Annotated in this window: 20 protein-coding genes and 1 riboswitch; of the genes, 5 read left to right on the forward strand and 15 right to left on the reverse strand. The window is 63.2% G+C overall.

Annotation, left to right across the window (positions count from 1 at the left end; genetic code table 11):
* Positions 1-2 precede the first annotated feature (2 nt).
* The gene (locus FHS84_RS08170; protein ID WP_166933861.1) at positions 3-1,166 is read right to left on the reverse strand and encodes a M24 family metallopeptidase; all 1,164 of its coding nucleotides are present in this window, start codon (positions 1,164-1,166) and stop codon (positions 3-5) included.
* Between the two features lie 141 nt (positions 1,167-1,307).
* On the opposite strand from FHS84_RS08170, the gene FHS84_RS08175 reads away from it, so the two are divergent.
* The gene (locus tag FHS84_RS08175) at positions 1,308-2,690 is read left to right on the forward strand and encodes an L-serine ammonia-lyase (protein ID WP_166932843.1); all 1,383 of its coding nucleotides are present in this window, start codon (positions 1,308-1,310) and stop codon (positions 2,688-2,690) included.
* Between the two features lie 3 nt (positions 2,691-2,693).
* On the opposite strand, the gene FHS84_RS08180 is transcribed toward FHS84_RS08175, so the two are convergent.
* The 7 genes from FHS84_RS08180 to hyfB are packed head-to-tail and all read right to left on the reverse strand — an operon-like array spanning position 2,694 to position 10,382.
* Positions 2,694-3,227: a DUF6144 family protein gene (locus tag FHS84_RS08180; protein ID WP_166932845.1), complete on the reverse strand. Its 534-nt coding sequence runs from the start codon at positions 3,225-3,227 to the stop codon at positions 2,694-2,696.
* Positions 3,228-3,284: 57 nt separating this feature from the next.
* A complete protein-coding gene (locus FHS84_RS08185; protein ID WP_166932847.1) occupies positions 3,285-3,842 on the reverse strand; it encodes an NADH-quinone oxidoreductase subunit B family protein in 558 nt (185 codons plus the stop codon).
* Complete coding sequence (locus FHS84_RS08190) at positions 3,842-5,332, reverse strand: hydrogenase large subunit (protein ID WP_166932849.1); 1,491 nt, start codon at positions 5,330-5,332, stop codon at positions 3,842-3,844. Before FHS84_RS08190 ends, FHS84_RS08185 begins: the two co-directional genes overlap by 1 nt.
* Positions 5,333-5,335: 3 nt before the next feature.
* Complete coding sequence (locus FHS84_RS08195; RefSeq protein WP_166932851.1) at positions 5,336-6,784, reverse strand: hydrogenase 4 subunit F; 1,449 nt, start codon at positions 6,782-6,784, stop codon at positions 5,336-5,338.
* Complete coding sequence (locus FHS84_RS08200; protein WP_166932853.1) at positions 6,781-7,437, reverse strand: hydrogenase-4 component E; 657 nt, start codon at positions 7,435-7,437, stop codon at positions 6,781-6,783. The genes FHS84_RS08195 and FHS84_RS08200 overlap by 4 nt, the downstream gene beginning before the upstream one ends.
* Positions 7,438-8,385 (reverse strand): respiratory chain complex I subunit 1 family protein, encoded by a 948-nt coding sequence (locus tag FHS84_RS08205; protein WP_208393767.1) that lies wholly within the window; start codon positions 8,383-8,385, stop codon positions 7,438-7,440.
* Complete coding sequence (gene hyfB, locus FHS84_RS08210) at positions 8,382-10,382, reverse strand: hydrogenase 4 subunit B (protein WP_166932857.1); 2,001 nt, start codon at positions 10,380-10,382, stop codon at positions 8,382-8,384. Before hyfB ends, FHS84_RS08205 begins: the two co-directional genes overlap by 4 nt.
* A gap of 339 nt (positions 10,383-10,721) precedes the next feature.
* On the opposite strand from hyfB, the gene FHS84_RS08215 reads away from it, so the two are divergent.
* A complete protein-coding gene (locus FHS84_RS08215) occupies positions 10,722-11,066 on the forward strand; it encodes a hypothetical protein (protein WP_166932860.1) in 345 nt (114 codons plus the stop codon).
* Here FHS84_RS08215 and FHS84_RS08220 read toward each other — a convergent pair.
* Positions 11,063-11,431: a hypothetical protein gene (locus tag FHS84_RS08220; RefSeq protein ID WP_166932862.1), complete on the reverse strand. Its 369-nt coding sequence runs from the start codon at positions 11,429-11,431 to the stop codon at positions 11,063-11,065. The two genes, FHS84_RS08215 and FHS84_RS08220, sit on opposite strands and share 4 nt — an antisense overlap.
* A gap of 535 nt (positions 11,432-11,966) precedes the next feature.
* Between FHS84_RS08220 and FHS84_RS08225 the strand changes: the two genes are divergently transcribed.
* A complete protein-coding gene (locus FHS84_RS08225; RefSeq protein WP_166932864.1) occupies positions 11,967-13,859 on the forward strand; it encodes an asparagine synthase-related protein in 1,893 nt (630 codons plus the stop codon).
* Between the two features lie 9 nt (positions 13,860-13,868).
* On the opposite strand, the gene FHS84_RS08230 is transcribed toward FHS84_RS08225, so the two are convergent.
* Positions 13,869-14,600: a hypothetical protein gene (locus FHS84_RS08230; protein WP_166932866.1), complete on the reverse strand. Its 732-nt coding sequence runs from the start codon at positions 14,598-14,600 to the stop codon at positions 13,869-13,871.
* Between the two features lie 156 nt (positions 14,601-14,756).
* Positions 14,757-14,863: riboswitch (SAM-I-IV-variant riboswitch) on the forward strand.
* A gap of 63 nt (positions 14,864-14,926) precedes the next feature.
* Here FHS84_RS08230 and FHS84_RS08235 point away from each other — a divergent pair.
* Positions 14,927-15,979, forward strand: coding sequence for a threonine aldolase family protein (locus FHS84_RS08235; RefSeq protein ID WP_166932868.1), 1,053 nt, complete (start codon positions 14,927-14,929; stop codon positions 15,977-15,979).
* A gap of 7 nt (positions 15,980-15,986) precedes the next feature.
* Here the strand turns inward: FHS84_RS08235 and FHS84_RS08240 are convergent, their stop codons facing one another.
* From FHS84_RS08240 to FHS84_RS22065, 5 genes are read right to left on the reverse strand one after another with little or no spacing between them, the layout of a single operon-like run.
* A complete protein-coding gene (locus tag FHS84_RS08240) occupies positions 15,987-17,717 on the reverse strand; it encodes a glycosyl hydrolase family 28-related protein (RefSeq protein WP_166932870.1) in 1,731 nt (576 codons plus the stop codon).
* A gap of 9 nt (positions 17,718-17,726) precedes the next feature.
* A complete protein-coding gene (locus tag FHS84_RS08245; protein ID WP_166932872.1) occupies positions 17,727-20,033 on the reverse strand; it encodes a glycoside hydrolase family 65 protein in 2,307 nt (768 codons plus the stop codon).
* Positions 20,030-21,526, reverse strand: coding sequence for an MFS transporter (locus FHS84_RS08250; protein WP_166932875.1), 1,497 nt, complete (start codon positions 21,524-21,526; stop codon positions 20,030-20,032). The genes FHS84_RS08245 and FHS84_RS08250 overlap by 4 nt, the downstream gene beginning before the upstream one ends.
* Positions 21,523-22,299, reverse strand: coding sequence for an HAD family hydrolase (locus FHS84_RS08255; RefSeq protein ID WP_166932878.1), 777 nt, complete (start codon positions 22,297-22,299; stop codon positions 21,523-21,525). Before FHS84_RS08255 ends, FHS84_RS08250 begins: the two co-directional genes overlap by 4 nt.
* Positions 22,289-22,423 carry a hypothetical protein gene (locus FHS84_RS22065; RefSeq protein ID WP_279589294.1) on the reverse strand — a complete coding sequence of 45 codons (135 nt, stop codon included), beginning with the start codon at positions 22,421-22,423 and terminating at the stop codon, positions 22,289-22,291. Before FHS84_RS22065 ends, FHS84_RS08255 begins: the two co-directional genes overlap by 11 nt.
* Positions 22,424-22,729: 306 nt before the next feature.
* Here FHS84_RS22065 and FHS84_RS08260 point away from each other — a divergent pair, with 306 nt between their 5' ends.
* Positions 22,730-26,095: a TonB-dependent receptor gene (locus tag FHS84_RS08260; protein ID WP_166932881.1), complete on the forward strand. Its 3,366-nt coding sequence runs from the start codon at positions 22,730-22,732 to the stop codon at positions 26,093-26,095.
* The last annotated feature ends 119 nt before the right edge of the window (positions 26,096-26,214 follow it).

Here is a 26,214-nt window from a genome sequence, read left to right on the forward strand (position 1 = left end):
CGTTACACCGTCAAAATGTCGGATTGAGGCTCGGTGAAGAATTTCGGGCCGCTTTCGGTAATATAGATGTCGTCCTCCAGGCGGATACCGAAGCGGTCGGGCACGACGATCATCGGTTCGTCCGAGAAGCACATGCCCACATCCAGCGGAGTCTTGTTGCCGCGCACGATATAAGGGTCTTCGTGAACGTCCATGCCGAGGCCGTGGCCGGTACGATGGGGCAGGCCCGGCAGGCGGTAGTCGGGTCCCAGCCCGTAGCGCACCAGTACGGCGCGCGCCGCCGCATCGACCTCCTCGCAGGGTACGCCGATTCCGGCCTTGGCGAAGGCGGCGGCCTGCGCCTCCTTCTCGATGTCCCAGATGCGCCGTTCTTCGTCGGTCGGCTTGCCGAAACAATAGGTGCGGGTCAGATCGGACGTATAGCCGTGCAGCCAGCAGCCGGTGTCGACCAGAACCAGGTCGTTTTCCTTGAGGTGCTGCACGCCGGGCAATCCATGCGGGAAGGCGGTGCCGCGGCCGAACTGGACGATGACGAAGGACGAGCCGGGCGAGCCGAGTTTCTTGTGCGCCGCTTCGATGAAGGCGGCCACGTCGCTGGTGCTGATGCCCTCATGCAGGATCTGCGGTACTGCCTTTTCGACTCGCAACGTCATCGCCATGGCCTCGGCAAGGATCGCGATCTCGGCGGGGGATTTGCGGCTGCGGCAAGCCTTGATGACGGGACTTGCTTCCTCGAGGCTAAGCCCGGTCGCGTGTCCGAGCCGGTGGGCCATTGCAAACGGCAAGGCGGGGTCCACGGCAAGCTTCGACAATCCAAGGTCGCGCATGGCGCTTCCGATCAACGCGAACGGGCATTCCTCTTCATGCCAGGGTCTGAGTTCGGCTTCGATCTTGAGGCCGGCGTTCACCGTGCCTTGTTCGAAATACGGGCAGATCAAAAGCGGTTTGCCGGTGACCGGCAGGAACAACGCCGTCAGCCGTTCCGAAAGACCCCACACCAGGCGGCTGAAATAGGCGAGGCTGGCGCCGGGGCCGATCAACAGTGCGTCGGCGCCCAAGTCTCGCGTCAATGCGCGCGCCTTTTCCAGCCGCGCCTCGATTTCGCGTGTTCCGATGGCGGGAACCGCGGGCGTCGCCGGCGTCAACTTTTCCAGCACAGCCGTCATGCGTGAATCGAACACGATTGCCTCCTTCACTGCCGAAGCGCCATGCTATGGTTCTCCGGTTGCCGCGATGCAAGTTCCACCGGTATAGAACCGGGAACGCGAGCAGTATACGTTTTCCATCATTGTACCGGGATGGTGCCGATGTCCGTCAGTTCGATCGTTCCTTCCCGCGTGACACCGCTCAGCGTCACCGATCTGTTTACGATCGGAATCGGACCCTCGAGTTCGCATACGGTGGGGCCGATGCGGGCCGCGCACGCGTTTGCGGACGAGGCGCTGGCACTGGGTACGCCGGTATCGCTGCGGTGCGATCTGTTCGGATCGCTGGCGCTGACCGGGCGCGGTCACGGCACGGACAATGCGGTGCTGCTTGGGCTGTCGGGATGGTTGCCGGAGAAGATCGATCCCGATGCGGTCCCGCAGATCGTCAACGCTATCGGTGCCTCCGGCCATCTCGACTTGGCAGGCAAGGTTGCGGTGCCGTTCGGGCCCGGCAGCGATATCGCGTTTCGCACCGGCGAATTTCTCAAGGATCACGCCAACGCGTTGCGCTTTACGGCGAGCTATTCCGGCGGCCGGAAACTGGAACGCACGTATTTGTCGGTCGGCGGCGGCGCCATCCGTGTCAAAGGGGCCGCTCCGGCGCGCATCAACGTGTCGGTTTCCTATCCCTTCTATGCCGCCACCGATTTGCTTGCGCTGGGCAAAGAGCATGGTCTTTCCATTGCGGCGATCATGTGGGCGAACGAGGAGGCTTGGCGTCCCCGCGCCGAGACCGAAGCCTTCATCGATTCCGTTCGTGCGGCAATGCTCGCATGCATCGATCGCGGTTGCCGTACCGACGGCGTATTACCCGGAGGCCTCAACGTATCGCGCCGCGCCAAGCATTTGCATGAAAAACTTCTGGCGCGCGGCCCTCGCGCCGATCCGTCGGCGATTTTCGAATGGGTCAGCCTTTACGCGCTGGCGGTCAATGAAGAGAACGCGGCGGGCGGAAGGGTCGTCACCGCACCGACCAATGGCGCTGCCGGCGTGCTGCCGGCCGTGCTGAAATATTACGAGGTGTTCGTCCCCACCGCGACCGTCGAAGGCGCGCGTACCTTCCTGATGACCGCATCGGCGATCGGGTTCCTTTATAAAGTGCGCGCCTCGATTTCCGGGGCGGAGATGGGATGCCAGGGTGAAGTCGGGGTCGCGTGTTCGATGGCGGCCGCCGGACTGGTGGCGGCGCTCGGCGGCAGCAACGCCCAGATCGAAAATGCGGCCGAGATCGGCATGGAGCACAATCTCGGTTTGACCTGCGATCCGATCAAAGGTCTCGTCCAGATTCCCTGCATCGAGCGCAACACGATGGGCGCGGTCAAGGCGATCAACGCCGCCTATCTCGCTTTGCAGGGCGACGGCCGCCATGTCGTCTCGCTCGACGCCGTCATCGAGACGATGCGCCAAACCGGCAACGACATGCGCACCAAGTACAAGGAAACCGCGCTCGGCGGTCTCGCCGTCAACGTGGTGGAGTGCTGAGCCTTAGCCCAGCGTGATCTTGTAGCAGCAGGTCTTGTCGCCGCGCAGAACCGACCGGATCACTTCGGCGGTTGCCGGGCGCTGGGCCACCGTCGAGAACATCCGCTCGGCGAAGCCTTCCGAACAGTAGCAGAGATAGGTCGATTGCAGCGTCGGCGCGTCCTTCTTGATCGGGCAAACGCAATAGGACTTGTTCTCGTCGGCCACGATCACGCCCGCCTGCTTGTCGTAGGTGACCTTCCAGCCCCAGCCCTCGCTGATGTCGGCGATGAATTTCTCCATGTTGCCGATCACCGGCGCCAAGGTCTTGTCCATTTCGAGCTGTTCGAAATGGGCCGTGGCGGCGGCTTTGATCATCGTGCGCGCGGTGGCGCGGTCGACGTTTTTCTCGATCTGCGGCAGCAAGGCGCCGACCCAATTGGCGGCAAGCGGAGGCTTGGCCGGTGTTGCCGCTTGTCCCGCCGCAGCGCGGCTGAAACCGCAGGCGCACAAGCCGGTACAGGCGCCGGTCAGAAAACTCCTGCGGTCCGATTTCACGCGGCGCCCCCTCTGGCACACTTCGGGATATAATATAGTATACGATTTGTGAGGACGTCAACGCGCGCCGCTGTCCTCGGGCTTGGCCGCGCGCGAACGGGGAAGCCGGCGTTTCATCAGCGCAAGCAAGCCGGCCAGCAGGTCTTGAGGACTGGGCGGGCAGCCGGGAATATGCAGGTCCACCGGCACCACGGCGCTGACCCCGCCGACGACGCCATGACTTCCGGCAAACAGCCCGCCGTCGAGGGCGCATCCGCCGACAGCCACCACCCATTTGGGATCGGGTGTCGCCGCATAGGTGCGTTCGAGCGCTTCGCGCATGTTGGCGGTCACCGGCCCCGTCACCAAGAGAACGTCGGCATGGCGCGGCGACGCCACGAAATGGAATCCGAACCGCTCGAGATCGTAGAAAGCGTTGTTCAGGGCGTGAATCTCAAGCTCGCAGCCGTTGCAGGAGCCCGCATCGACCTGACGGATCGACAGGCTGCGGCCGAGACGCCGCCGCGCCGTCGCCTGGACCTTTTCCGCAAGTTCGGCGAGGGCGCGCTTGTCGGCGGCCGGTGCCCGTTCGGTCAGCGGTCCTCCGAAGATGCTTTTGAGCAGCAGTTTGCGCATCAGAGGTCATGCCCTGAGTAGGAGCAATTGAACGATTTGTTGCAGAGCGGAAAGTCGGCGACGATGTTGCCGTCGATGGCGGCTTCCAGCAGCGGCCACTGGAACCAGGATGGATCGCGCAAATGGCAGCGGGCCAGCGAACCGTCGCCGTTCACGCGCAGCCAGACGAATATGTCGCCGCGAAAGCCCTCCACCATCGCGGTGCCCTCGGCCGCGCGCGGAACGACCTCGCTCAGGATGGGGCCGGACGGCAAGGTGTCCAGCAGCTGACGGAGTAGCGCGCAGCTTTGCTCGATTTCGGCAATGCGGATGCGAATGCGGGCGTCGACATCGCCGCGCTGCAGCAGCGGGGTCTCGAACGACAGCGTGTCATACGGCGCCCACGGCAGAACCTTGCGGGTATCGAAGGAACGGCCCGAGGCCCGGCCGATGAAGCCGCCGGCGCCGAACTCCATCGCCAGATCGTGCCGCAACATGCCCGTGCGCACGGTGCGGTCCTGCAGCGAGGCAGTGTCCTCGTAGAGCGCGACGATGGCGGGGAATGCCTTACGGATCTTCTTGAGCAGCTTTTCGATTTCGCGCTGCCCCGTCGGCGCAAGATCGGTCGCCACGCCGCCGGGAATGACGCGATCCATCATCAGGCGATGACCAAAGGCGGCGTGCGCCGCCCGCAGAACCTGCTCGCGCACTACGCCGCAGTTCGCCAGCATCAGGCTGAAGGCGGCGTCGTTGCAGATGGCGCCGACATCGCCGAAGTGATTGGCGATGCGCTCCAGCTCCAGCATGATCGCGCGCAAATAAAGCGCCCTGGCCGGAACCTCGGCTGCGCAGGCCGTTTCGACCGCCAAGGCGAACGCGGTGCTGTAGGCAACCGTCGTGTCCCCGGAGGTGCGTGCTGCCAGCTTGGCGGCATGCTCCAGCGGCGCGCCGGCTATCAGCGCTTCGATTCCCTTGTGCACATAGCCCAGTCGTGCTTCGAGGCGGACGACGGTTTCGCCGCTGCAGGTGAAGCGGAAGTGGCCGGGCTCGATAATCCCCGCATGTACCGGGCCGACCGGAATCTGATGCAGGCTCTCGCCTTCCACCGGCAGGAATTCATACCGCTGCGGTCCGGCGGGCTGTTCGGGCGTTCCCTGCGGATGGCGCACCGTCCAGCGGCCGTGATCGAGCCACGGCCTTGTATCGGGAGCTTCGTCCGGCACCAGGCCGACGACATCGCTGATGGCCCGTTCGAGACGGCGGGCGGGCAGGCAATCGCGGCCGAGCGACGGGAAGGATCCGCGGCTGGCGTCGAGACTGAGAATGCCGGTCGTGCCGCTGCCGTGTTCGCGCAAGGCCAGATGCACCGCGCCGGGTTCGCCCCAATGGGCGATCAAATCCCATTTGCGTTCGGCGAGTTGGGTGCGGGCGAACTCCCAGACGTCCTGGGTCACCTCCACCCGCGGCCAGCGGCGGTCGGTGTCACCGATGATGTCGCTGAGTGTGATCATGCTCTACCCCAACATCCTGGCGACATGCTGGAACCACGAGACGATCTCGCCGGGAATGAAGATGCCGAACCCCAGCACGATCGCCAAATGGACCAGCACCGGCAGCAGCGTGCCTTCGTCGCGTCCCAATTCGCCGCGCGGTGCGCCGAAAGCGACCCGATGCAGGCATTGGAACAACGCTCCCAGGGAAAGGAGCAATCCCACCGCCAGGCCCAGCGCCAGCAGCGGATTGGCGTTCACCGCGGCGGTCATGACCAAGAATTCGCTGGTGAAGAGGCCGAACGGCGGCAGACCCGCAATCGCCACCACGCAGGCCACGAAGGTCCAGCCGAGCATCGGGTGGGAGGAGGTCAGCCCGCCGATCGCGTCGAATTTCTGCGAGCCTTTGACGCGAATGATGTGTCCGACGGCAAAGAACAAGCCGGATTTCGTCAAGCTGTGCATCGCCATGTGCAGCAGGCCGGCGAAGTTTGCCAAAGGCCCGCCGATGCCGAAAGCGAACGCGATGATGCCCATGTGCTCGATGGAGGAATAGGCAAAGAAGCGTTTGATGTCGCGCCGGCGATAAAGCATCAGCCCCGCGAAGATCACCGAGGCGAGCCCCAGCGTCACCATCATGGTGCCGGGTGCGATGATTCCGAGACTGCCGGCGAACAGCATCTTGAAGCGCAGGATGGCGTAGATCGCCACGTTGAGAAGCAAGCCCGACAACATCGCCGACACCGGCGTAGGGCCTTCGGCATGGGCGTCGGGCAGCCAGGCATGGATCGGGAAAAGGCCCGCTTTGGTGCCGTAGCCGAGCAGGATGAAGACGAAGGCGACGCTCGACAGCATCGGATCGTAACTGCCGGCATGGGCCGCCAGCTTCTCCCACGTCATCGCCGGCAGGCCTTCGCCCAGCACCGGCTGGGCAACCATATAGACGAGGATGGTCCCGAACAGCGCCAGAGCGATGCCGACGCTCGACAGGATGAAATACTTCCACGCCGCTTCCAGCGCTTCGTGCGAGCGGTAGACGCCTACCATCAGCACGGTGACGAGCGTCGCGATCTCGATCGCCGCCCACATCACGCCGGTGATGCTGGTCAGGAGTGCCAGATTCATGGCGCCGAGCAGGATCTGGAATAACGCGTGGTAGAAGCGAAGATGGGGGCGCTGGAGATGGCCGGTCTCGATCTGGTGTCCGATGTAGCCCTTGCTGAAAACCGCCGTCGTGAAGCCGACCAACGACGTGATGACGACGAAGGCGACATTGAGGTCGTCCACAAACAGAAGTCCGTGCGAACCGGCGGTGCGAACGGTCAAGAGGCCGAGCGAAGCCAGGAAGGTGCATCCGGCCGCGATCATGTTGATCCAGGCGCCGACGCGATAGCTCGGAATCAGCGCCAGCAGGAAGGCTCCCGCCATCGGCAGCAGCAGAACCAGGGCGGCAGGATAGACAAGCCAGTTCATGACCGCTCACCCCGGAAGCTGTCGATCAAGGCGAGATCGACGCTGTCGAAGCGCTCGCGAATGCGGAACAGGAAGATGCCGATCACGATCAACGCGACCAGTACCGAGAACGCGACGCAGGTCTCGACCACGAACGGCATGCCGCGAGCGCCGGTGGCGGCCAGGACCAGTCCGTTTTCGATCGACATGAAACCGATCACCTGACTGACGGCATTGCGCCGCGTCACCATCATCAGCATGCCAAGCAGGACCACCGACAGCGCAAACGCCATGTCCTGATGGGCCAAGCCGCCGACACCCGCCGCGGCCCTGAGCATCAGCCCTGCCGACAGTCCGACCAAGGCAATGCCGGCAATGATCGTGGGGCCGACGCCGACCACGATCTCCACCGTGCGATGGATTTTGAGATTGCGGATCGTCCAGTAGAGCACCAGCGGGATCAGCACCGTCTTGAAGCCGAGTTCGATGCCCGCGGTGATGAGAAGATGCGGCGCATGCTGGGTCTGAGCCTGCCACGCGACCGAAAGCGCCAGAACCAGCGACTGGGCCGCGAAGGTATTGATCAGCGGCGGCAGGCGGTCCTGATAGAGCAGCGAAAAGCTGAGGAGCACCACGAAGCCCGCGAGGAAATGTGCGATGTCGAGCGGTCCCATTCAGAAGCTCCGCGATACGAGCAGGAGAATCACGGCCAGAAGTCCGAGCATCAGCGCCACGCCGGTAAATTGCGGCACGCGGAACACGCGCATCTTGGCGATCGATATCTCGAAGAAGGCCAGCAGCTTGGCGGCGACCGCCAGTTTGAAGAGATAGACTATGAGCCCCAGAGCGATCTGTCCCAGCGAGGCTCCGGCGGGCGCGATCCCCCAGGGCAGGAACACGGCCGAGATCAGCGAAACGTAGAACAGCAGCTTCAGCGACGCGGCGAGTTCGATCTGCGCCAGATGGCGGCCGGAATACTCCAGCACCATGGCTTCGTGCACCATCGTCAATTCGAGGTGGGTGGCGGGATTGTCGACCGGGATGCGGCCGTTCTCGACCACGGCCAGCATGGCAAGTCCGGCGAAGGCCAGCAGCAGGGAAATGTGCGGTGCAACCTGGGTGCCTTGGATGAATCCGGCAATGTCCACAAGCCGCGTCGTGCCGCAAATCAGCGACAGCGCGAAGATCAGCATCAGGATGGCCGGCTCGGCGACGGTTGCGAACAGCATTTCGCGGCTCGAGCCGAGGCCGCCGAAACTGGTGCCGATGTCGAGCCCTGCGAGCGCCAGGGCAAAACGGGTGCTGGCCAACAGCCCGATGATGACGATGAAATCGGCGGCCGACGACAAGCCGTTGGCGAACGCGAACATCGGTACCAGCGCCGCCGCCACCCAGGTCGCGGCAAGGATGAAGGTCGGGGCCGCTGGGAAGATCCAGGAGGCGTCGTGCGAAACCACCGCCTCTTTGCGCATCAGGCGGGCAATGTCGCGGTAAGGCTGGAAGATCGATGCGCCGCAGCGGCGCTGCAACGACGCTTTGGTCTTGCGCACCATGCCGGTGAGGAGTGGTGCCAGCGCCAGGGCCAGGACGGCCTGGAGAATCTGTACGGTGAGATCGCTCATGGCCATATCGCCAGCACCGTGAGGAGGACGACGAGAGTGACGAAGACGATGCCGAGGTAATAGCGGATCGTCAGATGCTGGAACGGGTTGAGGCGACCGGAAACGACGCTGATCGCCCGGCCCACCGGCGCATAGAGCAGAATCCAGGCCGGATCGTTGAGCGAGGTCTCGATGCGGGCCGCTGCAAGATCGCACGGCGGCGGCATGTGAACCGCCTCGCGGGCGCGAAATACGATGGAGGCGTACACGCGGCGGATCGGCTGGGCGAAACTGCCCGCGGTGTATTGGGCATGCACGTTGGCTTCGGGATGTCCGCAATCCCAGGTGTCGCTCCGGCGCGTGCGGCGGTTGGCGAAAACCTTCATCCCGATGGCCACGATCAGCATCGCGGCGACCACACACAATGCGATCACCAGTCCGTTATAGGTGTTGTGGCTGGCAGCGACCGGGGCGAGCGGGGCGGGCAATGTCGCGAACGGCATGGCAGCCTGGGTCAGCATCTGCACTGCCGGGCGCAACAGGTTGGTGTACAGGCCGGGCGCGATGCCGGCGACGCCGCATCCGGCCGCCAGGGCGAACATTGCAAAACGCGAAGCCTTATCGGTTTCCTTGGCGGAGGACGCCGCTTCGCTGCGCGCCCGTCCCAGGAAGGTGATGCCGAACGCCTTGACGAAGCAGGCCGCCGCCAGCGCCGCCGACAAGGCCAGCACCGCCGCTGCGGCGGGAATCATCAGGCGCAGTCCCCATTGCGGCAGGCCAGCGCTGAGGAACGCCGCCTGGAATATCATCCATTCCGAGGCAAAGCCGTTGAGCGGCGGCAGCGCGGAAATCGCGGCCGCGCCGATCAGGAATGCGACCGCGGTCTGCGGCATGACGCGAATGAGCCCACCGAGGCGGTCCATGTCGCGTTCGCCGGTTGCATTCTGGATGGCGCCGGAGCCGAAGAACAACAGGCTCTTGAACAGCGAGTGATTGAAGACGTGGAAGAGGGCCGCGGTAAAGGCCAGTGCGGCCGCGGCCGCCAGCCCGGAACTGCGGAACGCCAACGCCATACCGAGGCCGACAAAAATGATGCCGATGTTCTCGACCGTGTGATAGGCGAGCAGCCGTTTCAGATCGTGCTGCATCAGTGCGTAGAGAACGCCGAGCAGCGCCGTCACGGCGCCGACGGCGATCACGGCGATGCTCAAGGTCCAGTCGACCGGTCCCATCAGGTCGAAGACGATGCGGACGAACCCGTACACGGCCACTTTGGTCATCACGCCGCTCATCAAGGCGGAGACATGACCCGGTGCGGCCGGATGGGCGAGTGGCAGCCAGGCGTGCAGCGGAAAAATGCCCGCTTTCGATCCGGCACCCATGAGAGCCAGCCACAAAACGACACCCGACAGAGCTGGACTGACGCCGTGCGCGCGGATGGCGGCGAAGGTGAAATCTCCGCCCGAGCCCGTCAGGACCGCAAATGCGGTCAGCAGCGCCAGCGTGCCGAACCCGGCCATCGCCATATAGATCAATCCGGCGCGCAGATTTTCGGCGGTGCGGTCGTGGCTCACCACCAGGGCCCAGGACAGCAGCGACATGCCTTCCCAGGATAGAAGGAAGGTGAAGGCGTCGTCCGCCAGGACGACCAGATTCATCGCGGCCAGAAATGCGGGAACGAAGGGGAGGACGCGTTGCGGGAATTGTTCGTGGCGGCCGTAGCCGACGGCGAAGATACTGGCCGCGGCGCCGCCGAGATTGACCACGGCGAGGAATACGGCCGCGAGCGCGTCGATCCGGAAATGCATCCCGACCCATGGAATACCGATGGGCAGTGCCAGCGCCGGTTGGGTCTGGCCGAGCAGGCACGTCAGCGCGATTCCGAGCCCGGTCAGGCATGCAACGGCTGTGGCTGAGTACACGATGCCGTTCGCCCAGCGCGCCGCGGCAGTACAAACGGCGAAACCGGCGATGCCGACCAGCACGGCTTGGCAAATCAACGCGGCGAAGATCAGCATGACGTGTGCCTATCGGTCCGGTTCGCGCACTCGGGCATTCTGCTGTGCACCGCGCCGGCCCCATAATCAAGCTGGGATGATGTCCAGCATATCGTATGAGAGATTTGCGGCATCAATCTGACGTGTTTTAGCGCAGATAATGATATCGAACAGTTAACTCATGTCCCGATCTGCGCCTGGATGGGCAAAAAAGCTCGCTATTCAGACTTAGGAGCGGGTGGATGGGGTGGGAAGGATGACACCCCTGGGTCGGTGATGCTGTATAATCGTTGTATTTCGATATCCCAAGCATTACATCTGCCGGTCTGATGTTGTGAGCTGTAAAGCGGAGCGCGAACGGTGTCGGCTGATCTCAGGAATGCGCTTGTCCTCGTGGACGCGGCTCGCCGCGCCTATCAGGTCGCGCTGAGTGAAGGGTTGTCGCTGGCCCATATCGCCGAGCAGTCCGGCCATCCGCAGTACTGGTTCGCCAACAGCATCCTGCACGTCGTCGACGTCTATGGCGTGCGTACCGGGGAGAGCGCTCCCGTCTTGCTGTCGCGGGATCTCGTCGCAAATCTCAAGCTGGCCGACGATATGCTGGTTCTGATCGATCCCGATACCGGGGAGACGAAATTCGGCGATCTCAAAACCGCCAGCGATCAAGTCGACCGCTATCTGGCGTGGGCCCGCACCGTTTATTAAGTGTGCGATTGTCCGGCTGTCGCTTGCGGGTGGTTGAGTCCTGATTTTGTTCGGTCCACGAACGCTGGCCGGACCACGCGCTCCGGCGGAACGATTGCGATCTCCACCGCCTGTTTGCTGGCGCCGCTTTGCAGGTAATGAAAGCGCGTGATCCCAGAGGCCGTCAGATCGCGCAGTCGGGCGCGATGACCGGACGCCGCGCAACCAAGCACCTCGTAACCGCAGGACTGCGCCTCGCCGAGACCGAACAGGTCTTGGATGATACCCCGCAGCGCCTTCAGTGTTGTGCTATTCGGGATCGTGGTCTCGCGCTTGATGGCGGTTCCGCTCTTCAGATACGTCATTCGCAAGAGAACGTGTGTCATTGCTCTGCCCCCCAAAACTGGTGTGGCCGGCCCAAGACGCACCGTGCGGATATAGCAGCACGGATTGGACGTTCTCGCCATGCCGCTTCCTGCGACTTCCCCTCAGAACAAGTCGCGAGCTGTCTTCAGTGCGCGAGTGCTGCCTCTAGCAACGCCAATTCGAGGTTGTTTTAGCTGGCGGCAATTCCACCTTGCCTTGTGGCCAGTCCCGCTTTGCCGTAGCATGTCGCCAGAGAGTGAATGCAAACACAGTCCATGTCTTCTGGAGTAGTTGCCGCCATGGAGACCAATCCTTCGTGTGATTTGCCACGTCCTCCGGAACGCAAGCCGTGGTCGCCGCCGCGCGTCATCGTGGGCACGTTGAGCCAGGAAACGCAGGCTTCCGGCACTGCGTACGGTTGCGATGGTACGGGATGGACAGCCCCCAGTACCGCTGCAAGCTGATACGAAGTCGAAAAAGCCTGCTCCGGCATGACCGTCACAGCGCCGTAGCCGGGCCGACCTCGATTTTTTCTGCTCCTTGGCAGATTTCGCCATGAGCCCGTTTGCCGGACTTGTGTGTTGGGGCGACGGTTCGCCGACTTCCGAACAGGAACAGCAGCTTGTTGCGATCATGGCGCGACGGTTCGACGGGCAGTTCCATATCCGGCGATCGGAGCATGCTGTTTTCCTGACCCCTGTCTCCGATCCGTCCTGCGACGGGGCGTTGTTCGCTGCCGATGCGCGATTGGACAATCGTCAGGAAATTGCGGCGCGGTTGGGCGTTCGTGTTTCGATAGGCGACGCGGCGCTGGTGCAGGCGGCGTTTGCGCAATCCGGCGACAAGGCAATCGCGGCATTGCTCGGGGCCTTCGCGTTTGCCCATTGGGATGAAGAGGCTCGCCGGCTGACATTGGCGCGCGATTGCCTGGGGCAACGATCCTTATTCTACCATCGCGGCGACGGCTTCGTCGTTTTCGCCTCCTATCTGCCCGATCTTCTCGCGGTTCCCGGTGTCCCGCGCGCCATCGACGAGACGATGGCGGCAAAATTCCTGGCGCAGGATCACAACGAACGGGAACGGACCCTGTATCGGGGTATCGATCGTGTAGCGTCGCGCACGTGTGTTGCCGTCACCGCGCGCCATGCCGAGATTCGGCACTACTGGGCTCCCCGCCTCGACGCTCCGCCGGCCTACGCACGGGAAGAAGACTTGGTCGCGCGCGGACGGGAACTTTTCGACCGCGCGGTTGCACGCTGTCTCAGGGAGGTGCCGCGCGCGGCCGTGCTGACCAGCGGCGGCTTCGATTCCAGCGCCATCGCCGCAACGGCGGCGCGGCAGGGGCATAGCGACATCACCTGCTATACCGGCTTGCCGCCGGACGATCTCGATCTCGCCGCGTCCCCGTTCACCTATTTTGACGAACGCCCGCCGGTGGAGGCGCTTGCGCGTCTGCATCCCGCGCTCCGCCTTAAGTTCGTGACGCCGCGCGGCATGCATCCGCTCTACGAGAACTGCATGCGATTGTTCGAACGCCAAGCGCTTCCCGCCTGGGGGCCAATCGACAAGGCGTGGTTCTATTCCTTGGAAGACGCGATCGAGGCGGACGGCCATCGGGTCGTGCTGGATGGCGCCGTTGGAAATTATGGACTGTCCTGGGCGGGCATGTTCTCGCTTGCGGCGCTGGCACGTCGGGGAAAATTCCTCTGCCTGCTGCGTGAGGCGCACAAGATCGGGCAGGCGCGCGATCAGCCGCTGGGACGCGTGCTGAGAGAAGATCTTTTCCGGCGGATCGCGCCGCGCACTCTACAGCGGCTTGTCACGCGTCTGCATGGCGATGATCCCGATGCCGTGGGCTTCTTCAGCCTGCTCAGTCCCGCTGCGCTCGACACGCTCGGCTTGCGCCGCCACTGGAAGGAAGACCAGTTCGATCCGCGATCACGACGGTTCGGGGACCCAAGGCGCTTCCGCGCCGGATTGTTGTTCGACAAGTTTCAGATCTCGCGGGATATCCGGGCCATGAGCCCGATGCTGCGCGGCTACGAATTGCGCGACCCGCATGCCGACCGCGAACTGCTGGAATTCTGCCTGACGGTTCCGGAAACGCTCTACCGGCGCGAGGGTCTGCCGCGATGGTATGTGCGTCAGGTGTTTGCCGACCGCCTTCCGGCGGAAATTCTCCAGGAACGCCGCCGCGGTGCGCAAAACGCCGGTTGGTTCGAGACGTTGAATGCGCGCAGAGCGATCATCGAATCCGAAATCGCCGGGATCGCGGCGTCGCCGCTGGCGGACCGTTTGATCGACGTGCCGCGCTTGAAACGCCTCGTCTCCGCGTGGCCGGAAAATCCGCGTGACCTCAGAATGCGCGCCGGCGAATACCGTCATGGGCTCGACCGCGCCTGCCATTTCGGTCAATTCATCCGGTGGGTGGAACAGCGGAACGCATAAGCGGTTCCGTCACGGCTCGTAGGTGACGCGCGGGACGCGCAGGCGCTTGCCGTTCGTGAAGTCGAGATAGGTATCGTCGCCAATTCTGGACGCGACATCGATCCAGCGCGCCAGGGGCACCGAGGTCCGTTCGGCGGCGCCGTGGCCGCGAAAGCGAGTCTTCAGAAGCGCTTCGATCTGTTCCAGTTCGGGCGCGAATTCAAAGCGATCCGATGGCCCGATGGCTTCTTCGTATTCCGAGCAAGCGCGCTTGATCGCCAATTCGAGGCCGGGACCGAGAGCGGGCACGCCGTCGAATGCGGCCCTGGCGGTGGCGTACACCGCGCGCGCCATGTCGACGCCGGTCGTATAGAAGACGCCCGCATAGTAATTCCTCGAATAGGGGTTCTCGAAATTGACACCCCACTTGGACGGGCAGGCGATGCCTTTCGCGACCTGCCACGCCGCTACCAATTCCCGCAGCGTCTTGGGGGTGACGTGTACTTTGTAGCACTCGCGGCATCCGTACGGGACGGCCGCTCGGCCGTAGACTTCGCGAAACAGAAAATTCTTGAGGAAGAGACATCGAGGCGGCGTTCCGCGCGCCACGAACACCCAGTTGGTCTCTTTCGATGAGCTCGGCGGCAGTTCGAGCGTCCCGTCCGCATGTTCGACCAGTCTTCCGGCTTCGACGGCGCGGCGGATATTTTCCGCAGCAGTTGTACCGCCCAGCGCCCGCAATTCGTCTGACAGCGTCGTCATCGTGTCTTCGTCCGCGCCGGGGCCCGTCTCGTCTTCATCATACACGAAACAGGCGTGTCACAAACCCGCCGCAATTGGACGAGGCACGCTCCCATTCGAGGCGTTCTGAAGGGACCAAATATCATCTTGCCCGCGGGCACCGGTTACCGTAACAAGGCCGTGCATGAAGAGTTGAGCTGTCGCTCAACGCCAACCTGCTCCCGAGCAAGGTGGCGCTCTCGTTAAGAGAGAATGCGGCCGATCCGGCAACAAACGGGAACGCGCCAGCCGACATCATGCAAGTTTTGGAAAAAACGCGCCATTCGGCGCGCGCGTGAGATGGTGACATGATTCCGCAGCAACAGTTTGCCAGTGACAATTATGCCGGCATTTGCCCCGAGGCGATGGCGGCCGTGACCGAAGCCAACCAAGGGCATGCCTTTTCCTATGGCGACGACGTCTGGACCGAGAAGGCCTCGAATGCTTTGCGTACGCTATTTGAACGCGAATGCGATGTGTTTTTCGTGTTCAATGGAACGGCGGCCAATTCGCTGGCGCTGGCGTCGCTTTGCTATTCCTACAACGGCGTCATTTGCGCCTCGTCCGCTCACGTCGAGACCGACGAATGCGGCGCCCCCGAGTTTTTCTCCAACGGCTCCAAGCTGCTCAACGTCCCCTCGCCGGGCGGCAAGCTGACGCCGGAGTCGATCCGGGCGATCGCCACAAGCCGGTCCGACATCCATTTCCCCAAGCCGCGCGCCGTCACCATCACCCAGCCGAACGAGTTCGGCGTGGTCTATAGCCTCGACGAGATCCGCGCGATTTCGAAAGTGTGCCGCGAACTCGGCCTCAAACTCCACATGGATGGGGCCCGCTTGGCCAACGCCTGCGCCAGCCTCGGCTGCAGCCCGGCTGAAGCGACGTGGCGCGCCGGTGTCGATGTCGTTTGCTTCGGCGGCACCAAGAACGGCATGGCGGTGGGCGAGGCGATCGTCTTTTTCGACCGGTCGCTGTCCGCCGATTTCGATTATCGCTGCAAACAGGCCGGCCAGCTCGCTTCCAAGATGCGTTTCCTCGCAGCGCCGTGGGTCGGCATGCTGGAAAGCGGGGCATGGCGCCGGAACGCCGAGCACGCCAACGCCTGCGCCCGCCGTTTTGCCGCGCGCATTGCCGGTCTGCCGCAGGTGCGCCAAGCCTTTCCGGTAGACGCCAATTCGGTGTTCCTGCACGCGCCGCAGGAAGTCCTCGACGGGCTGCATCGCCGTGGCTGGCACTTCTATTCGTTCATCGGCGGCGCCGCGCGCTTCATGTTCGCCTGGGATGCCGATCCCGTCTGGGTGGACCGGCTGGCCGACGATCTGGCGGCGGAAGCGAAGGCTCTCGCGAAGGTCCCCGCCTGACGGGCCGTTACGCCGCGTTCACGATCCGGAAGGTCGTCGAACCGTTCTCGATGCGGCCGAGGCGGCACGCTTTGGCGTCGATGCGACCGCTCGCGGTTGTGCCGATGCGTACGTTGCGCGCCTCGGGTACGGCAACACCGCTACCGGTGATAGCGACGTGGTCGAGCGTCGTATCGGTCAGCGTGCGGGCGTCTTTGATGTCGGGCGGCACGATGACTCCGAAGCCGTCCGACAGGCTGTCCTCGATGCGGACATCGCGGATGCGAAGGCCGGAAATGGATTTGCGGTGCAGGGCGATCTGCAACGCGGCGCGCCAGGTCCAGCCGTGATCGTAGCCGCCACAGCGTTTAAGGACGCAGTTCTCTACCACGGTGGTGCCGCGGAAATTATTGTCGATCTTCTCGTTCGATGTCTCGAACGTGGTCGAAATCAGGATGCCGCAGCCGCTGGCGATGTCGGTGAACAGGCAATCCTCGATCCGGTTGTTGGCACCGCCGTAGATCGAAGCGCCTTGCGCCAGTGAGGGCAGTTCGCCGGTGCAGCGGCGGATGACGTTGTTTCCCGGCGCGGCGGATTCCTGGGTGAAGCCTTGGTCCGACGGCGCTGGCCAGATGGCGAAGCAATCGTCGCCGGTGTTGCGGGTGGTGCAGTTCTCGACCACGCAGTCGCTGGTATCGACGCACAGGTTGATGCCGTCGGCGAACAGATTGCGCATGCGGCAGCCTTCAACGCGGATGCCGCGGCAGACATAGAACCATAGGCCGACCTTGGTATGCTCGATCCACAGCCGCGAGACGGTGCAGTTCCTGCCGTGCGCGCCGAAAATGCCGTCGTTCTGTTCGCTGTCGTTGCGATACTTGAGCCGTCCGTCGAGCGCGAAATCGGAAAGTTTGCTGTTCTCGCCGCTCAGCTTGAAACGCAGCCGTCGATTGGCTTGCGGATAGAGCGCTTCGTCGCCGACGAAGGTCGTATGCCACATCCCGGCGCCTTGCAGCGTCACGTTGGAAGGTATTTCGATGTCGCCGGTGAGCTTGTAGATGCCGGGCGGCACGTAAGCGATTTTCTTGTCTTTGGCGGCTGCCGCAAGCAAAGCCCGCACCGCTTCGGTGGCGTCGCGTTCGCCTTTGCCGTCGGCGCCGAAATCGGCCAGCGACAATGCGTCGGCCGGACGCGGCAAGGGCGGAGCGACCTGCTCCAAATCCACCAGATCGAGAATGCAATAAGGCGCGTCGCCCGCTTTGGTCAGGGTGACGACATCGCCTTTGGCGAACGGTACATCCTTCAGCCGGACTTCGTCGTAGAAATGGCGCGGCTTGCCGTCGGCCGGATTGTTGGTGAAGGGATAGGTGCCGTACACCCAGGCAAAACGCGACGAGAGAGCAATGTCGGCGATCTTCTCGCCATTGCGCTTAAGAGTGAGGATGTCGGATGTGCCGCTGCCGTCCGGCGCATCGGGTAGCGAGAAGCGGACCACCAGCGCATTCGCCGGGGTTGTTACGGTGAATTCGACCGATTGGCCGCTGCCGAGTTTCACGCAGGTGCCGTTCGACGCTTCGTTCTCGACCCGGAACGGACTGTAGGCAGGGCCCATCACGGTGCCCGAAGTTTTCATCGCTTCGGCCTGATACGTCGTCCACGCTGTATCGGCGCCGACCGGCCGCGTCGGGCGCACAGCCGCGAAGGCCGGAGACGCAGCGGCGAACGCCGCGGTGGAGATCAGAAGTTCGCGCCGGTTCATCGGATTCTCCTAAGCGACTTTGACGATCCGGTCCACCAGAACGGTCTTACCCGGCGCCACCGAGACCGGGCGGCCCCAGACGACGAAACAATGCGCTTGCCGGTTGGCCGCTTCGGCCGCGATCGTCACGGCGTCATGGGTGATATGAACCGCGAAGCCGTCGCCCTTGTAGGCAAGCCGGAAGGCAAGACTCTTCCAGCCGGGATAGAGGCGCGGATTGATGGCGACATGCTCGGGACCGGTGGCGACTCCGCCGAAGCCGAACACCGCCGTCATCCAGGCGCCGCCGTTGGCCGCCGGATGCGATCCGCCCATGAACACGGTGCCGACATAGACTTTGTACTGGGCTTCGAGATCGAGCTTGGCGGTCTTGAGGAAATATTTGTAGGCGAAGTCGAGATCGCCGCATTCCGCCGCCACCATGGCATAGGCGCAGGCCGAAAGGCTCGATCCGTGCTCGGTACGCGGCTCGTAATAATCCCAATTGGCCTTCTTCACGTCGCGGCCGAACCGGTCCTTGAACAGGTTCAGCATCATCACCACGTCGGCCTGCTTGATGACCTGGGTGGGAACGGCCAGTCCCTGTCCGGCGCCGAGATATTCGTCGGGATGGATGCGCTGTGCCTTCACCGCTTCGACCGGAACGTCCTTGAGATTGAAGTAGCCGTCGAACTGCTCGATCAGTCGGGTCTCGGGATCGGGCTCCGGCACATAAAGCAGTCGCGAAGCCTCGGCGAACAGCGGCAGTTCCTTGGCGATGCCGATCTTCTTCACCAGCGCAGCCAGCGCACCGGCATGGCGTTCGGCCAAGTAAGCGACCGCGGCGCAGGCGATTTCGAACGTCGCTTTGGCCACCATATTGGTGAAGGCGTTGTTGTTGACCCGCTCGTGGTATTCGTCCGGCCCGATGACGTCGAGCACCTCGTAGCGGTTCTTGTCCTTCTTGAAATAGGCGTAGGAATAATAGAATCGCGCGCATTCGAGGATCACTTCGGCGCCGCCGTCCAGGAGCACGGAATCGTCGCCGGTGACCTTGAAGTATTCCCACATCGCCATCGCGACATCGCCGGAAATATGGACCTGCTTGTCGCGGAAGTGGGTTCTGAGTTCGCGCTTGGTGAGGGGATCGCCGATGTTGAAATAGGTGCAGGCATCGTCGCCCGTTTCCTGGCTTTCCCACGCATAAAAAGCGCCGCGGAACCCCGCCCCTTCCGTCAGCGCCTTGCGCCGCGCGCCGGGGAGGGTCCGGATGCGATAGCGCAAAAGTTCGGCCGCCTTCTCCGGGCTGGTATGCAGGAAGAAGGGGAACATGAACATCTCGGTGTCCCAGAACACCGCGCCTTTGTAGACCTGTCCCGAAAGCGCACGGGCGGGAATAGAATTGGCGCTGCCGTCGACCGGCGCCGCGATCAGAAGCTGGAAGATCGAATAACGCAGCGCATGCTGGGAAACCTCGTCGCCGTCGATGACGACATCGCTTTTGGCCCATTTGTCGGCCCAGGCGGCGTCATGCTCCGCCTCGAGCACCAAGAGCCCTTGCGCTTTGGCGGCGGTTACGGCGGCAACGGCCGCGTCGGCGGCGGAACCTTCGATGGCGTCGAAGCCGGTCGCGACCGCGAACACCTTGAAGAAGGTATAGGTCTTGCCGGGCTCGGCCGCGAAGGCGACGACGCGCAGATTGCGCTTGCCGTCCCTCACCGAACGTTCCTCGCCGAAGCCGAACGCTGCCGCTTCGGCCACCACGACATCCTTGCCGGCTTCGTTGGTCCGGCCGCGGACAAGCAGCGTCTCGCCGCGCTTTTCGCAAACGAGACCGAGAATATGAGGGCCGTTGAGATCCCAGATGTCGCCGTCGATGCCGGTTTCGATGTCGATAGTGGCGGCGCGGGAAACCGTCACGCTGTAACGGACGACGCCGAGATTTGGGCGTACCGCTGACAGGAACCGCCGCGACGAAATCGTGATCGCGGTGCCGCCGAGATCGAACGCCGTTTCGCGTTCGAAGCTCGCATTCTTCAGCGACAGGGTCTGGCGATGCGATGTGACCGGCCTCGAAAGCGCGGACACCGGCGTGCCGTCGACGCGGATGCGGGTATAGCCGCCGTTGGGGGCATTCACCGGCTCGCGCCAAGCCTCGCCGACCTGATCGAACACGCCCGCCAGCGTGACAGCGACAAGTTCGTCCGGCCCGTATTCGTCGAGCGTGCCGCGATAGCCCATATGGCCGTTGGCGATCTGATAGATATTGCCGTGCCGCATGACGGTCTCGCGGTCATGCGCCAATTCGCGGGTTTCGACGGTCCAGGGATCAGTCATGCCGCATCCCTGGCTTTGTCTTCCACGAACAGCGTGAGGAAGCCGGCGAGAACCATGGCGGCGCCGGCGAGCACGAGCGCATAGATCGTCTGTCCGCCGAACACGGTCTTGACCAGAAGGCCCAGCACCGCCGCGGCGATGATCTGCGGGATCACCAGGAAGAGATTGAACATCCCCATATAGACGCCCATCTTCCGATGCGAGACGGCGCTCGAAAGAATGGCGTAGGGCATGGTGAGAAGGCTCGCCCAGGCAATGCCGATCGCGACCATCGAAATCAGAAGCATGGTCGGGTCCTTGATGACGATCATCGACATCAGCCCGAGCCCGCCGATGATGAGCGCGATCATGTGGGTGGCGACGCGGCCGACTTTCCTGGCGATGGGCGGCAGCAGGAACGCGACCACTGCGGCCACGCCGTTATAAACCGCCATCAGCACGCCGACCCAGTTGGCGCCGTCATTGTAGATCGCGCTGGTGGGATCGCTGGAATGGAAATGGAAACTCGTCACCGCCGAGGTCGTGTAGATGAAGAGGGCATAGAGCGCGAACCAGGTCAGCAGCGTGACGCCCGCAAGCTGCTGCATCGTCTTCGGCATCGCCTTGAGGTCGGCGACGATCTCGACCATGCCTTTGGTGTGGCCGGCTTTGGCACGCGCCGCGGCGGCGAGCTGCAACAGGCCGTAGAACGCGATGCTGCCCGAAATGATGTAGAGGCCGGCGTACCAGTCCTGGGCGAAGATCGCATAGGAAAGAGCCGCGCCCGCCAGGATCAGGAAGAGCCCCTGGCAGATGCAGCTCTTGCGATCCAGGGTGATCGCGTCGGCCGATTCCGCCTCTGTGGAAACGTTGAAGGCTTCCTGTTCCTGCGGCGAGTATTCGCGCACCCGGAAGATGGTCCACAGCACGGCGGCCAGGAACGCAAAGCCGCCGATATAAAAGGACCATCGAACCGAGGGTGGAATAATGCCTGCGGGCGCGGTGTTGGCGATGCCCAGCCATTTGGTGAATACCCAGGGGCAGACCGAAGCGACCACCGACGAAACGCCGATGAAGAAGGTCTGCATCGCGAAGCCTTGGGTGCGTTGCGCATCGGGCAGCATGTCGCCGATGAAGGCGCGGAACGGCTGCATGGTGATGTTGATCGAGGCGTCCATGATCCACAGCATGCCGGCCGCGACCCACAGGGCGGGCGAATTCGGCATGGCTATGAGCGCCAGCGAAGAGAGAATGGCGCCGATCAGGAAATAGGGCTTGCGGCGGCCGAGTCGGTTCCAGGTCTTGTCGCTCATATGGCCGATCAAGGGCTGGATGATGAGGCCGGCGACCGGCGCGGCCACCCACAGGATCGGAATGGCATCGACCTTGGCGCCGAGCGTCTCGAAGATGCGGCTGATATTGGCGGTCTGCAGGGCGAATCCGAACTGGATGCCCACATAGCCGAAACTGATGTTCCACAATTGCCAGAAATCGAGCCGGGGTTTTGTTGTCATTGGGGTCTCGTGGCGCCCGTGCGCACAGTGTGTTCGAACCAGTGATCCAGATCTGCGAGCGAAATTTCTGCAAGGTCGCGCACGACGATGTCGGCGCCCTCGCGCTTCAGTTCGTCGTCATTGTTCTCGCGGGCGATGCCGAGGGTCAAACCGAAGCGGCCGCGGGCGCCCGCCTGCACGCCGCTGACGGCATCTTCGACCACGACCGCACGATGGCGCGTGGTGCCGAGCCGATCGCAGGCGACCGCAAAGATGTCGGGCGCGGGTTTTCCCTTGAGACCGAGTTCGGCCGAGACGACGCCGTCGACACGGGCCTCAAAGAGGGTGGCGAGCCCTGCCTTGCCAAGCACTTCGGCGCCATTCTTCGAGGAGGTGGCGATCGCCACCTTGATCCCGTGCCGGCGCAACACGCCGATGAGGGCGATGGTCGAGCCGAACACCCGCACGCCGTGTTGTTTCAACACGCGGTTGAACGCCGCGTTCTTGCGATTGCCGAGGCCGCAGATCGTCTCGCACTCGGGCGGATCGGCAGGATCGCCGAACGGAAGTTCGATGCCGCGGGATTTCAGGAACGCCGCGACTCCTTCGTAGCGCGGCCGGCCGTCGACAAAGGCGAGATAGTCCTCCCGCCGGAACGGCTCGAACGGTATGGCAGCGCTTTCTGCGCGCTCCGACAGAAAAGCGTCGAACATCTCCGTCCACGCCGCGGCATGCACCGCTGCGGTATCGGTGACGACCCCGTCCATGTCGAAGATGGCGGCGTCAAAATGCATCGCACGCCTCCCATCCGGCGCTCGTACCGTACCCGCGAATTGAACCGAAACGGAAAGCGCGCCGCCGAAGCATTTTGAACTCGAACATCTTGATCCGGACGGCATGCGCCATCTCGATGGCCATTATCGCCGCCTTGGGGAAGCAGCCAATTGCAGCGCATACGTATACTTGAAGGCATGCGCGGATGCGCCGCTCGATCGGCTGTGGCCAAAACGCAATACGCACCGCGATGCGTTCGCGCGCCGCGCACGTATACGTATACGGCAGCATTGGCCGTTTGCGCATGTGGCGGGATTATGCCGGTCGATCACACGAGGTCCGTCGTGCGAGTAGGGGGAAGCCCTCGATTAAACAGCCTACGCACAGATGGCGCGGCCCGAGCGGCAGCCGTGATGGAGCAAGGGCAAAGAGTTTGGGAGGATTGACAAGATGAATAGTGCTGAATTCGGCCGCAAGGCCGCCATGCGGGGAAGCGCGTCGCTGCTGGTTCTGGCGGCGTTCGCGGCCGCTATGCCGGCCTTGGCGCAGGCCGAATCGGGGTCGATGGAAACCATCGTCGTCACCGGCGTCCGGGCATCGCTCGAGAACGCGATCCAGATCAAGCGTAATGCCGATACCGTCGTCGATTCGATTTCGTCGACCGACATCGGCGTGTTTCCGGACAAGTCGATTTCCGACGCGTTGCAGCGCGTGCCCGGCATCACGGTGAACCGCCTGCAGTCGAACGACGACACCACCCATCCTTCGGGCGAGCCGACCAGCATCCTGCTGCGCGGCCTGACCCAGGTGCAGACCTTGTTCAACGGCCATGACAGCTTCTCGGCCGACGGCCATCGCGGTCTGAACTTCAACGACATCTCGCCGGAAATGCTGGCGGGCGTCGACTCCTTCAAGAACCAGACCGCCGACATGATCGAAGGCGGCATCGCCGGCACGGTCAACCTCAAGACCCGCCTGCCGTTCGACGCCGACGATCACGTCCTGTCGGCCTCGGCGAAGGCGAACTACAACGACCGCTCCGATGTCGGCACGTTCGATTACTCCGGCATGGCCGGCAAGAACTTCGACACGCCGTACGGCAAGTTCGGCATCCTGATCGGCTATGCCAACAGCCATGTCGTGACCCAGACCAATTCGGTCATCACGCTGCGCAACGGCACGTTCTGCTCGGGCGGCGACCTCGATTCGAGCGGTCACGCCATTGTCGGGTCCGACGGCTCCATCCCGTGCACGGCCAATCCCTACGGCGGTACCAACTGGGCCTACATCCCCGATCAGGTCAACTATTCCAACGTCAACTACAACCGCAAGCGCGAAGGCAAAGCGCTGGCGCTGCAATGGGCGAGCCCGTCCGGCGATATGCGCTGGAACTTCCAGTACAACGACTCGGCCTACCGCAATGCCTGGCTCGAGCGCTCGTCGAACTTCAACCTGTTCGGCGAATGGGCCGCGCCCGGCTTCAATCCGCTGAGCACGCAGGTGGTGATGCCGGCGGCCGGCACCAGCGCCTTCACCTGGAACGGCGACGGCACGCTGAAGCACGGCGTCATCACCCAGAACATCTTCTCGAGCGGCTGGCGCGGCTCGTGGGGCGGTATGAGCGTGCAGGACGCGATCGACAGCGCCTCGGCCGTTCCCGGCAAGCCGTATGTGAATGCCTGCGCCGCTCCGAACGTCTGCGCCACCAATACGCTCGGCGTCACGCTCGAAAACCAGTCGCGCGTGTTCGACCATTCCGAAGCCACCCGTGATTTCGCGACGTCGTTCGCCTGGGACATCACGCCGAAAATGCACGTGAACGTCGAAGGCAACTACATCAGCGCCAAGACCGGCAACACCGACCTTCTGGTCGCCGACGACATCCTGGTCAATGCCGACTATACGCGCGACGGCAACGGCCCGCCGACCATCAAGGTCCTGCCCGGCGACAACGTGAACTATGCGGCCGGCTTCCTGACGAATCCCCACAACTACTGGGTCAACTTCATTCAGGACCATTTCGAAGCCAACTACGCGCAGGAAAGCGCGATCAAGGGCGATGTCCAGTACGATGTCGACAACGGCTGGCTGACCTACGTCAAAATGGGTGCCCGCTATTCGGCCCGCATCCAGGACGTCAAGTATTCGGCCTACAACTGGAACCCGGTCTCGGCGCCCTATATGTGCAACGGCCCGGCGTTCAACATCGACAACACCTCGCCCGCAGCCTATCCGGCCTCGTGCGGTCATAACGGCGCCTTCAACGGCTATGGCGCGAACATCTGGGAGCAGGGCGACTTCGGCAGCGACTTCTTCGACGGCAGCGTCTTCAATCCGGGTCCGTCCTACTTCCTGAAGAATTCGATCCTGAAGGATCCGAACGCCGCGGCGATGGCGCTGTCCAACCGCGCCGTCAACGAGCCCGGCGGCTGGAATCCGCTGTGCACGCGTTCGGGCAACACCAACGGCTGCTTCGTTCCGTCGGAAATCCTGAACGTCACCGAAAAGGTCACGGCGCTCTATGCCCAGATCGGCTTCGGCGGCGACTCGCTGGCGCTGTTCGGCATTCCGATTTCGGGCAATATGGGCGTGCGCTGGGTGATGACCGATCTGACTTCGACCGGCGGCATCACCTATCCGCAGACCACCTGGTACACCAACCAGCTTACGGGCGCGCCTTGCTCGACGCCGGTTTCGGGCACCCAGGTCACCAACATCCGTTGCTGGCTGACGCCGGAACTCGGCGCCTTCTCCAACGGTGCTTCGGGTCTGTCGAGCTACGGCAAGACGTCCTACATCATGCTGCCGAGCTTCAACGTGAAGTTCGACCTGACCGATAATTCGATCGTGCGCCTGGCGGCTTCGGAAGCCATGGCACGGCCCGATTTCGGGTTCCTGCGCAACTACGTGTCGATCAATTCGCCGGCGATCGACGTGTCCAACACTTCGAACTACGTCAAGTACAATTCGCCGACCGCCGCACACACACCGGCGAACGTGACCGGCTACGACTTCGTGTTCACCGCCGATGCGGGCAATGCAGGTCTGCGTCCGGAAACGGCCTGGCAGTTCGATGCCAGCTACGAGTACTACATCAACGCTTCGTCGTCGTTCGCGGCCGACGTGTTCCTGAAGGAACTCAACAACTCGATTTCCTACGGCTCGGTGGCCCGCACGTTCACCAACAACGGCTCGTCGCAGACAGTCCTGGTGCGCGGTCCGGTCAACTCGTCGAACGGCGGCGAGCTGTGGGGCTTCGAACTCGCCTACCAGCAGTTCTTCGACTTCCTGCCGGATCCGTTCGACGGCCTCGGCGCGCAGTTGAACTACACCCACACCCATCAGTCGGGCATCAAGAACTCGAACCTGGCGGTACAGGCGGGCTACACGGCGGGTTCGACGGTGGCGTTCGGCGGCGGCAACACGGTCGACAATGCGATCATGGACTCGCACCGGCTGGCCGGCATTTCCGACGACAGCTACAACATCGTCGCTCTGTACGAGAAGGGCCCGATCGCCTTCCGCACGGCGTGGAACTGGCGCTCGTCGTTCCTGACCGACAACCTCGACTGCTGCACCGGCACGCCGATGTTCCAGAAGGCTGCCGGCTTCCTCGACGCCCACCTCGGCTACAAGCTGAATGAGCATGTCGAACTGTCGCTGGACGGCTCCAACCTGCTCGACACGCGCATCACCTTCCAGCAGCAGCTGTTCGGCGACACCTCGCTGACGCCGAAGGCCAAGCTGGTGAAGAAGGACACCGGCTGGTCGTATTCCGGCCGCCTGCTGCAGTTCGCGGTTCGCGTGAAGTATTGATCTTTGGATTGGGGCGCTCGCACGGGCGCCCCGTTCCGGACACCTTTCCCAGTACCTTTCCAGGGCCCGCTTCGCCGCGGGCCCTCTTTGTTATGAATGTCTATTCCCGGTTGTGACGC

The sequence above is a fragment of the Rhizomicrobium electricum genome (assembly GCF_011762045.1).
GTDB classification, from domain to species: Bacteria; Pseudomonadota; Alphaproteobacteria; order Micropepsales; family Micropepsaceae; genus Rhizomicrobium; species Rhizomicrobium electricum.

Coding starts and splice junctions, on each gene's coding strand:
- FHS84_RS08220 (WP_166932862.1), bottom strand. CDS start 11,431: ATGACACACGTTCTCTTGCGAATGACGTATCTGAAGAGCGGAACCGCC.
- hyfB (WP_166932857.1), bottom strand. CDS start 10,382: ATGCTGATCTTCGCCGCGTTGATTTGCCAAGCCGTGCTGGTCGGCATC.
- FHS84_RS08185 (WP_166932847.1), bottom strand. CDS start 3,842: ATGCGCAAACTGCTGCTCAAAAGCATCTTCGGAGGACCGCTGACCGAA.
- FHS84_RS08230 (WP_166932866.1), bottom strand. CDS start 14,600: ATGACGACGCTGTCAGACGAATTGCGGGCGCTGGGCGGTACAACTGCT.
- FHS84_RS08235 (WP_166932868.1), top strand. CDS start 14,927: ATGATTCCGCAGCAACAGTTTGCCAGTGACAATTATGCCGGCATTTGC.
- FHS84_RS08195 (WP_166932851.1), bottom strand. CDS start 6,784: ATGAACTGGCTTGTCTATCCTGCCGCCCTGGTTCTGCTGCTGCCGATG.
- FHS84_RS08260 (WP_166932881.1), top strand. CDS start 22,730: ATGAATAGTGCTGAATTCGGCCGCAAGGCCGCCATGCGGGGAAGCGCG.
- FHS84_RS08175 (WP_166932843.1), top strand. CDS start 1,308: ATGTCCGTCAGTTCGATCGTTCCTTCCCGCGTGACACCGCTCAGCGTC.
- FHS84_RS08245 (WP_166932872.1), bottom strand. CDS start 20,033: ATGACTGATCCCTGGACCGTCGAAACCCGCGAATTGGCGCATGACCGC.
- FHS84_RS08250 (WP_166932875.1), bottom strand. CDS start 21,526: ATGACAACAAAACCCCGGCTCGATTTCTGGCAATTGTGGAACATCAGT.
- FHS84_RS22065 (WP_279589294.1), bottom strand. CDS start 22,423: ATGGCCATCGAGATGGCGCATGCCGTCCGGATCAAGATGTTCGAGTTC.
- FHS84_RS08170 (WP_166933861.1), bottom strand. CDS start 1,166: ATGACGGCTGTGCTGGAAAAGTTGACGCCGGCGACGCCCGCGGTTCCC.
- FHS84_RS08225 (WP_166932864.1), top strand. CDS start 11,967: ATGAGCCCGTTTGCCGGACTTGTGTGTTGGGGCGACGGTTCGCCGACT.
- FHS84_RS08190 (WP_166932849.1), bottom strand. CDS start 5,332: ATGATCACACTCAGCGACATCATCGGTGACACCGACCGCCGCTGGCCG.
- FHS84_RS08255 (WP_166932878.1), bottom strand. CDS start 22,299: ATGCATTTTGACGCCGCCATCTTCGACATGGACGGGGTCGTCACCGAT.
- FHS84_RS08205 (WP_208393767.1), bottom strand. CDS start 8,385: ATGAGCGATCTCACCGTACAGATTCTCCAGGCCGTCCTGGCCCTGGCG.
- FHS84_RS08200 (WP_166932853.1), bottom strand. CDS start 7,437: ATGGGACCGCTCGACATCGCACATTTCCTCGCGGGCTTCGTGGTGCTC.
- FHS84_RS08240 (WP_166932870.1), bottom strand. CDS start 17,717: ATGAACCGGCGCGAACTTCTGATCTCCACCGCGGCGTTCGCCGCTGCG.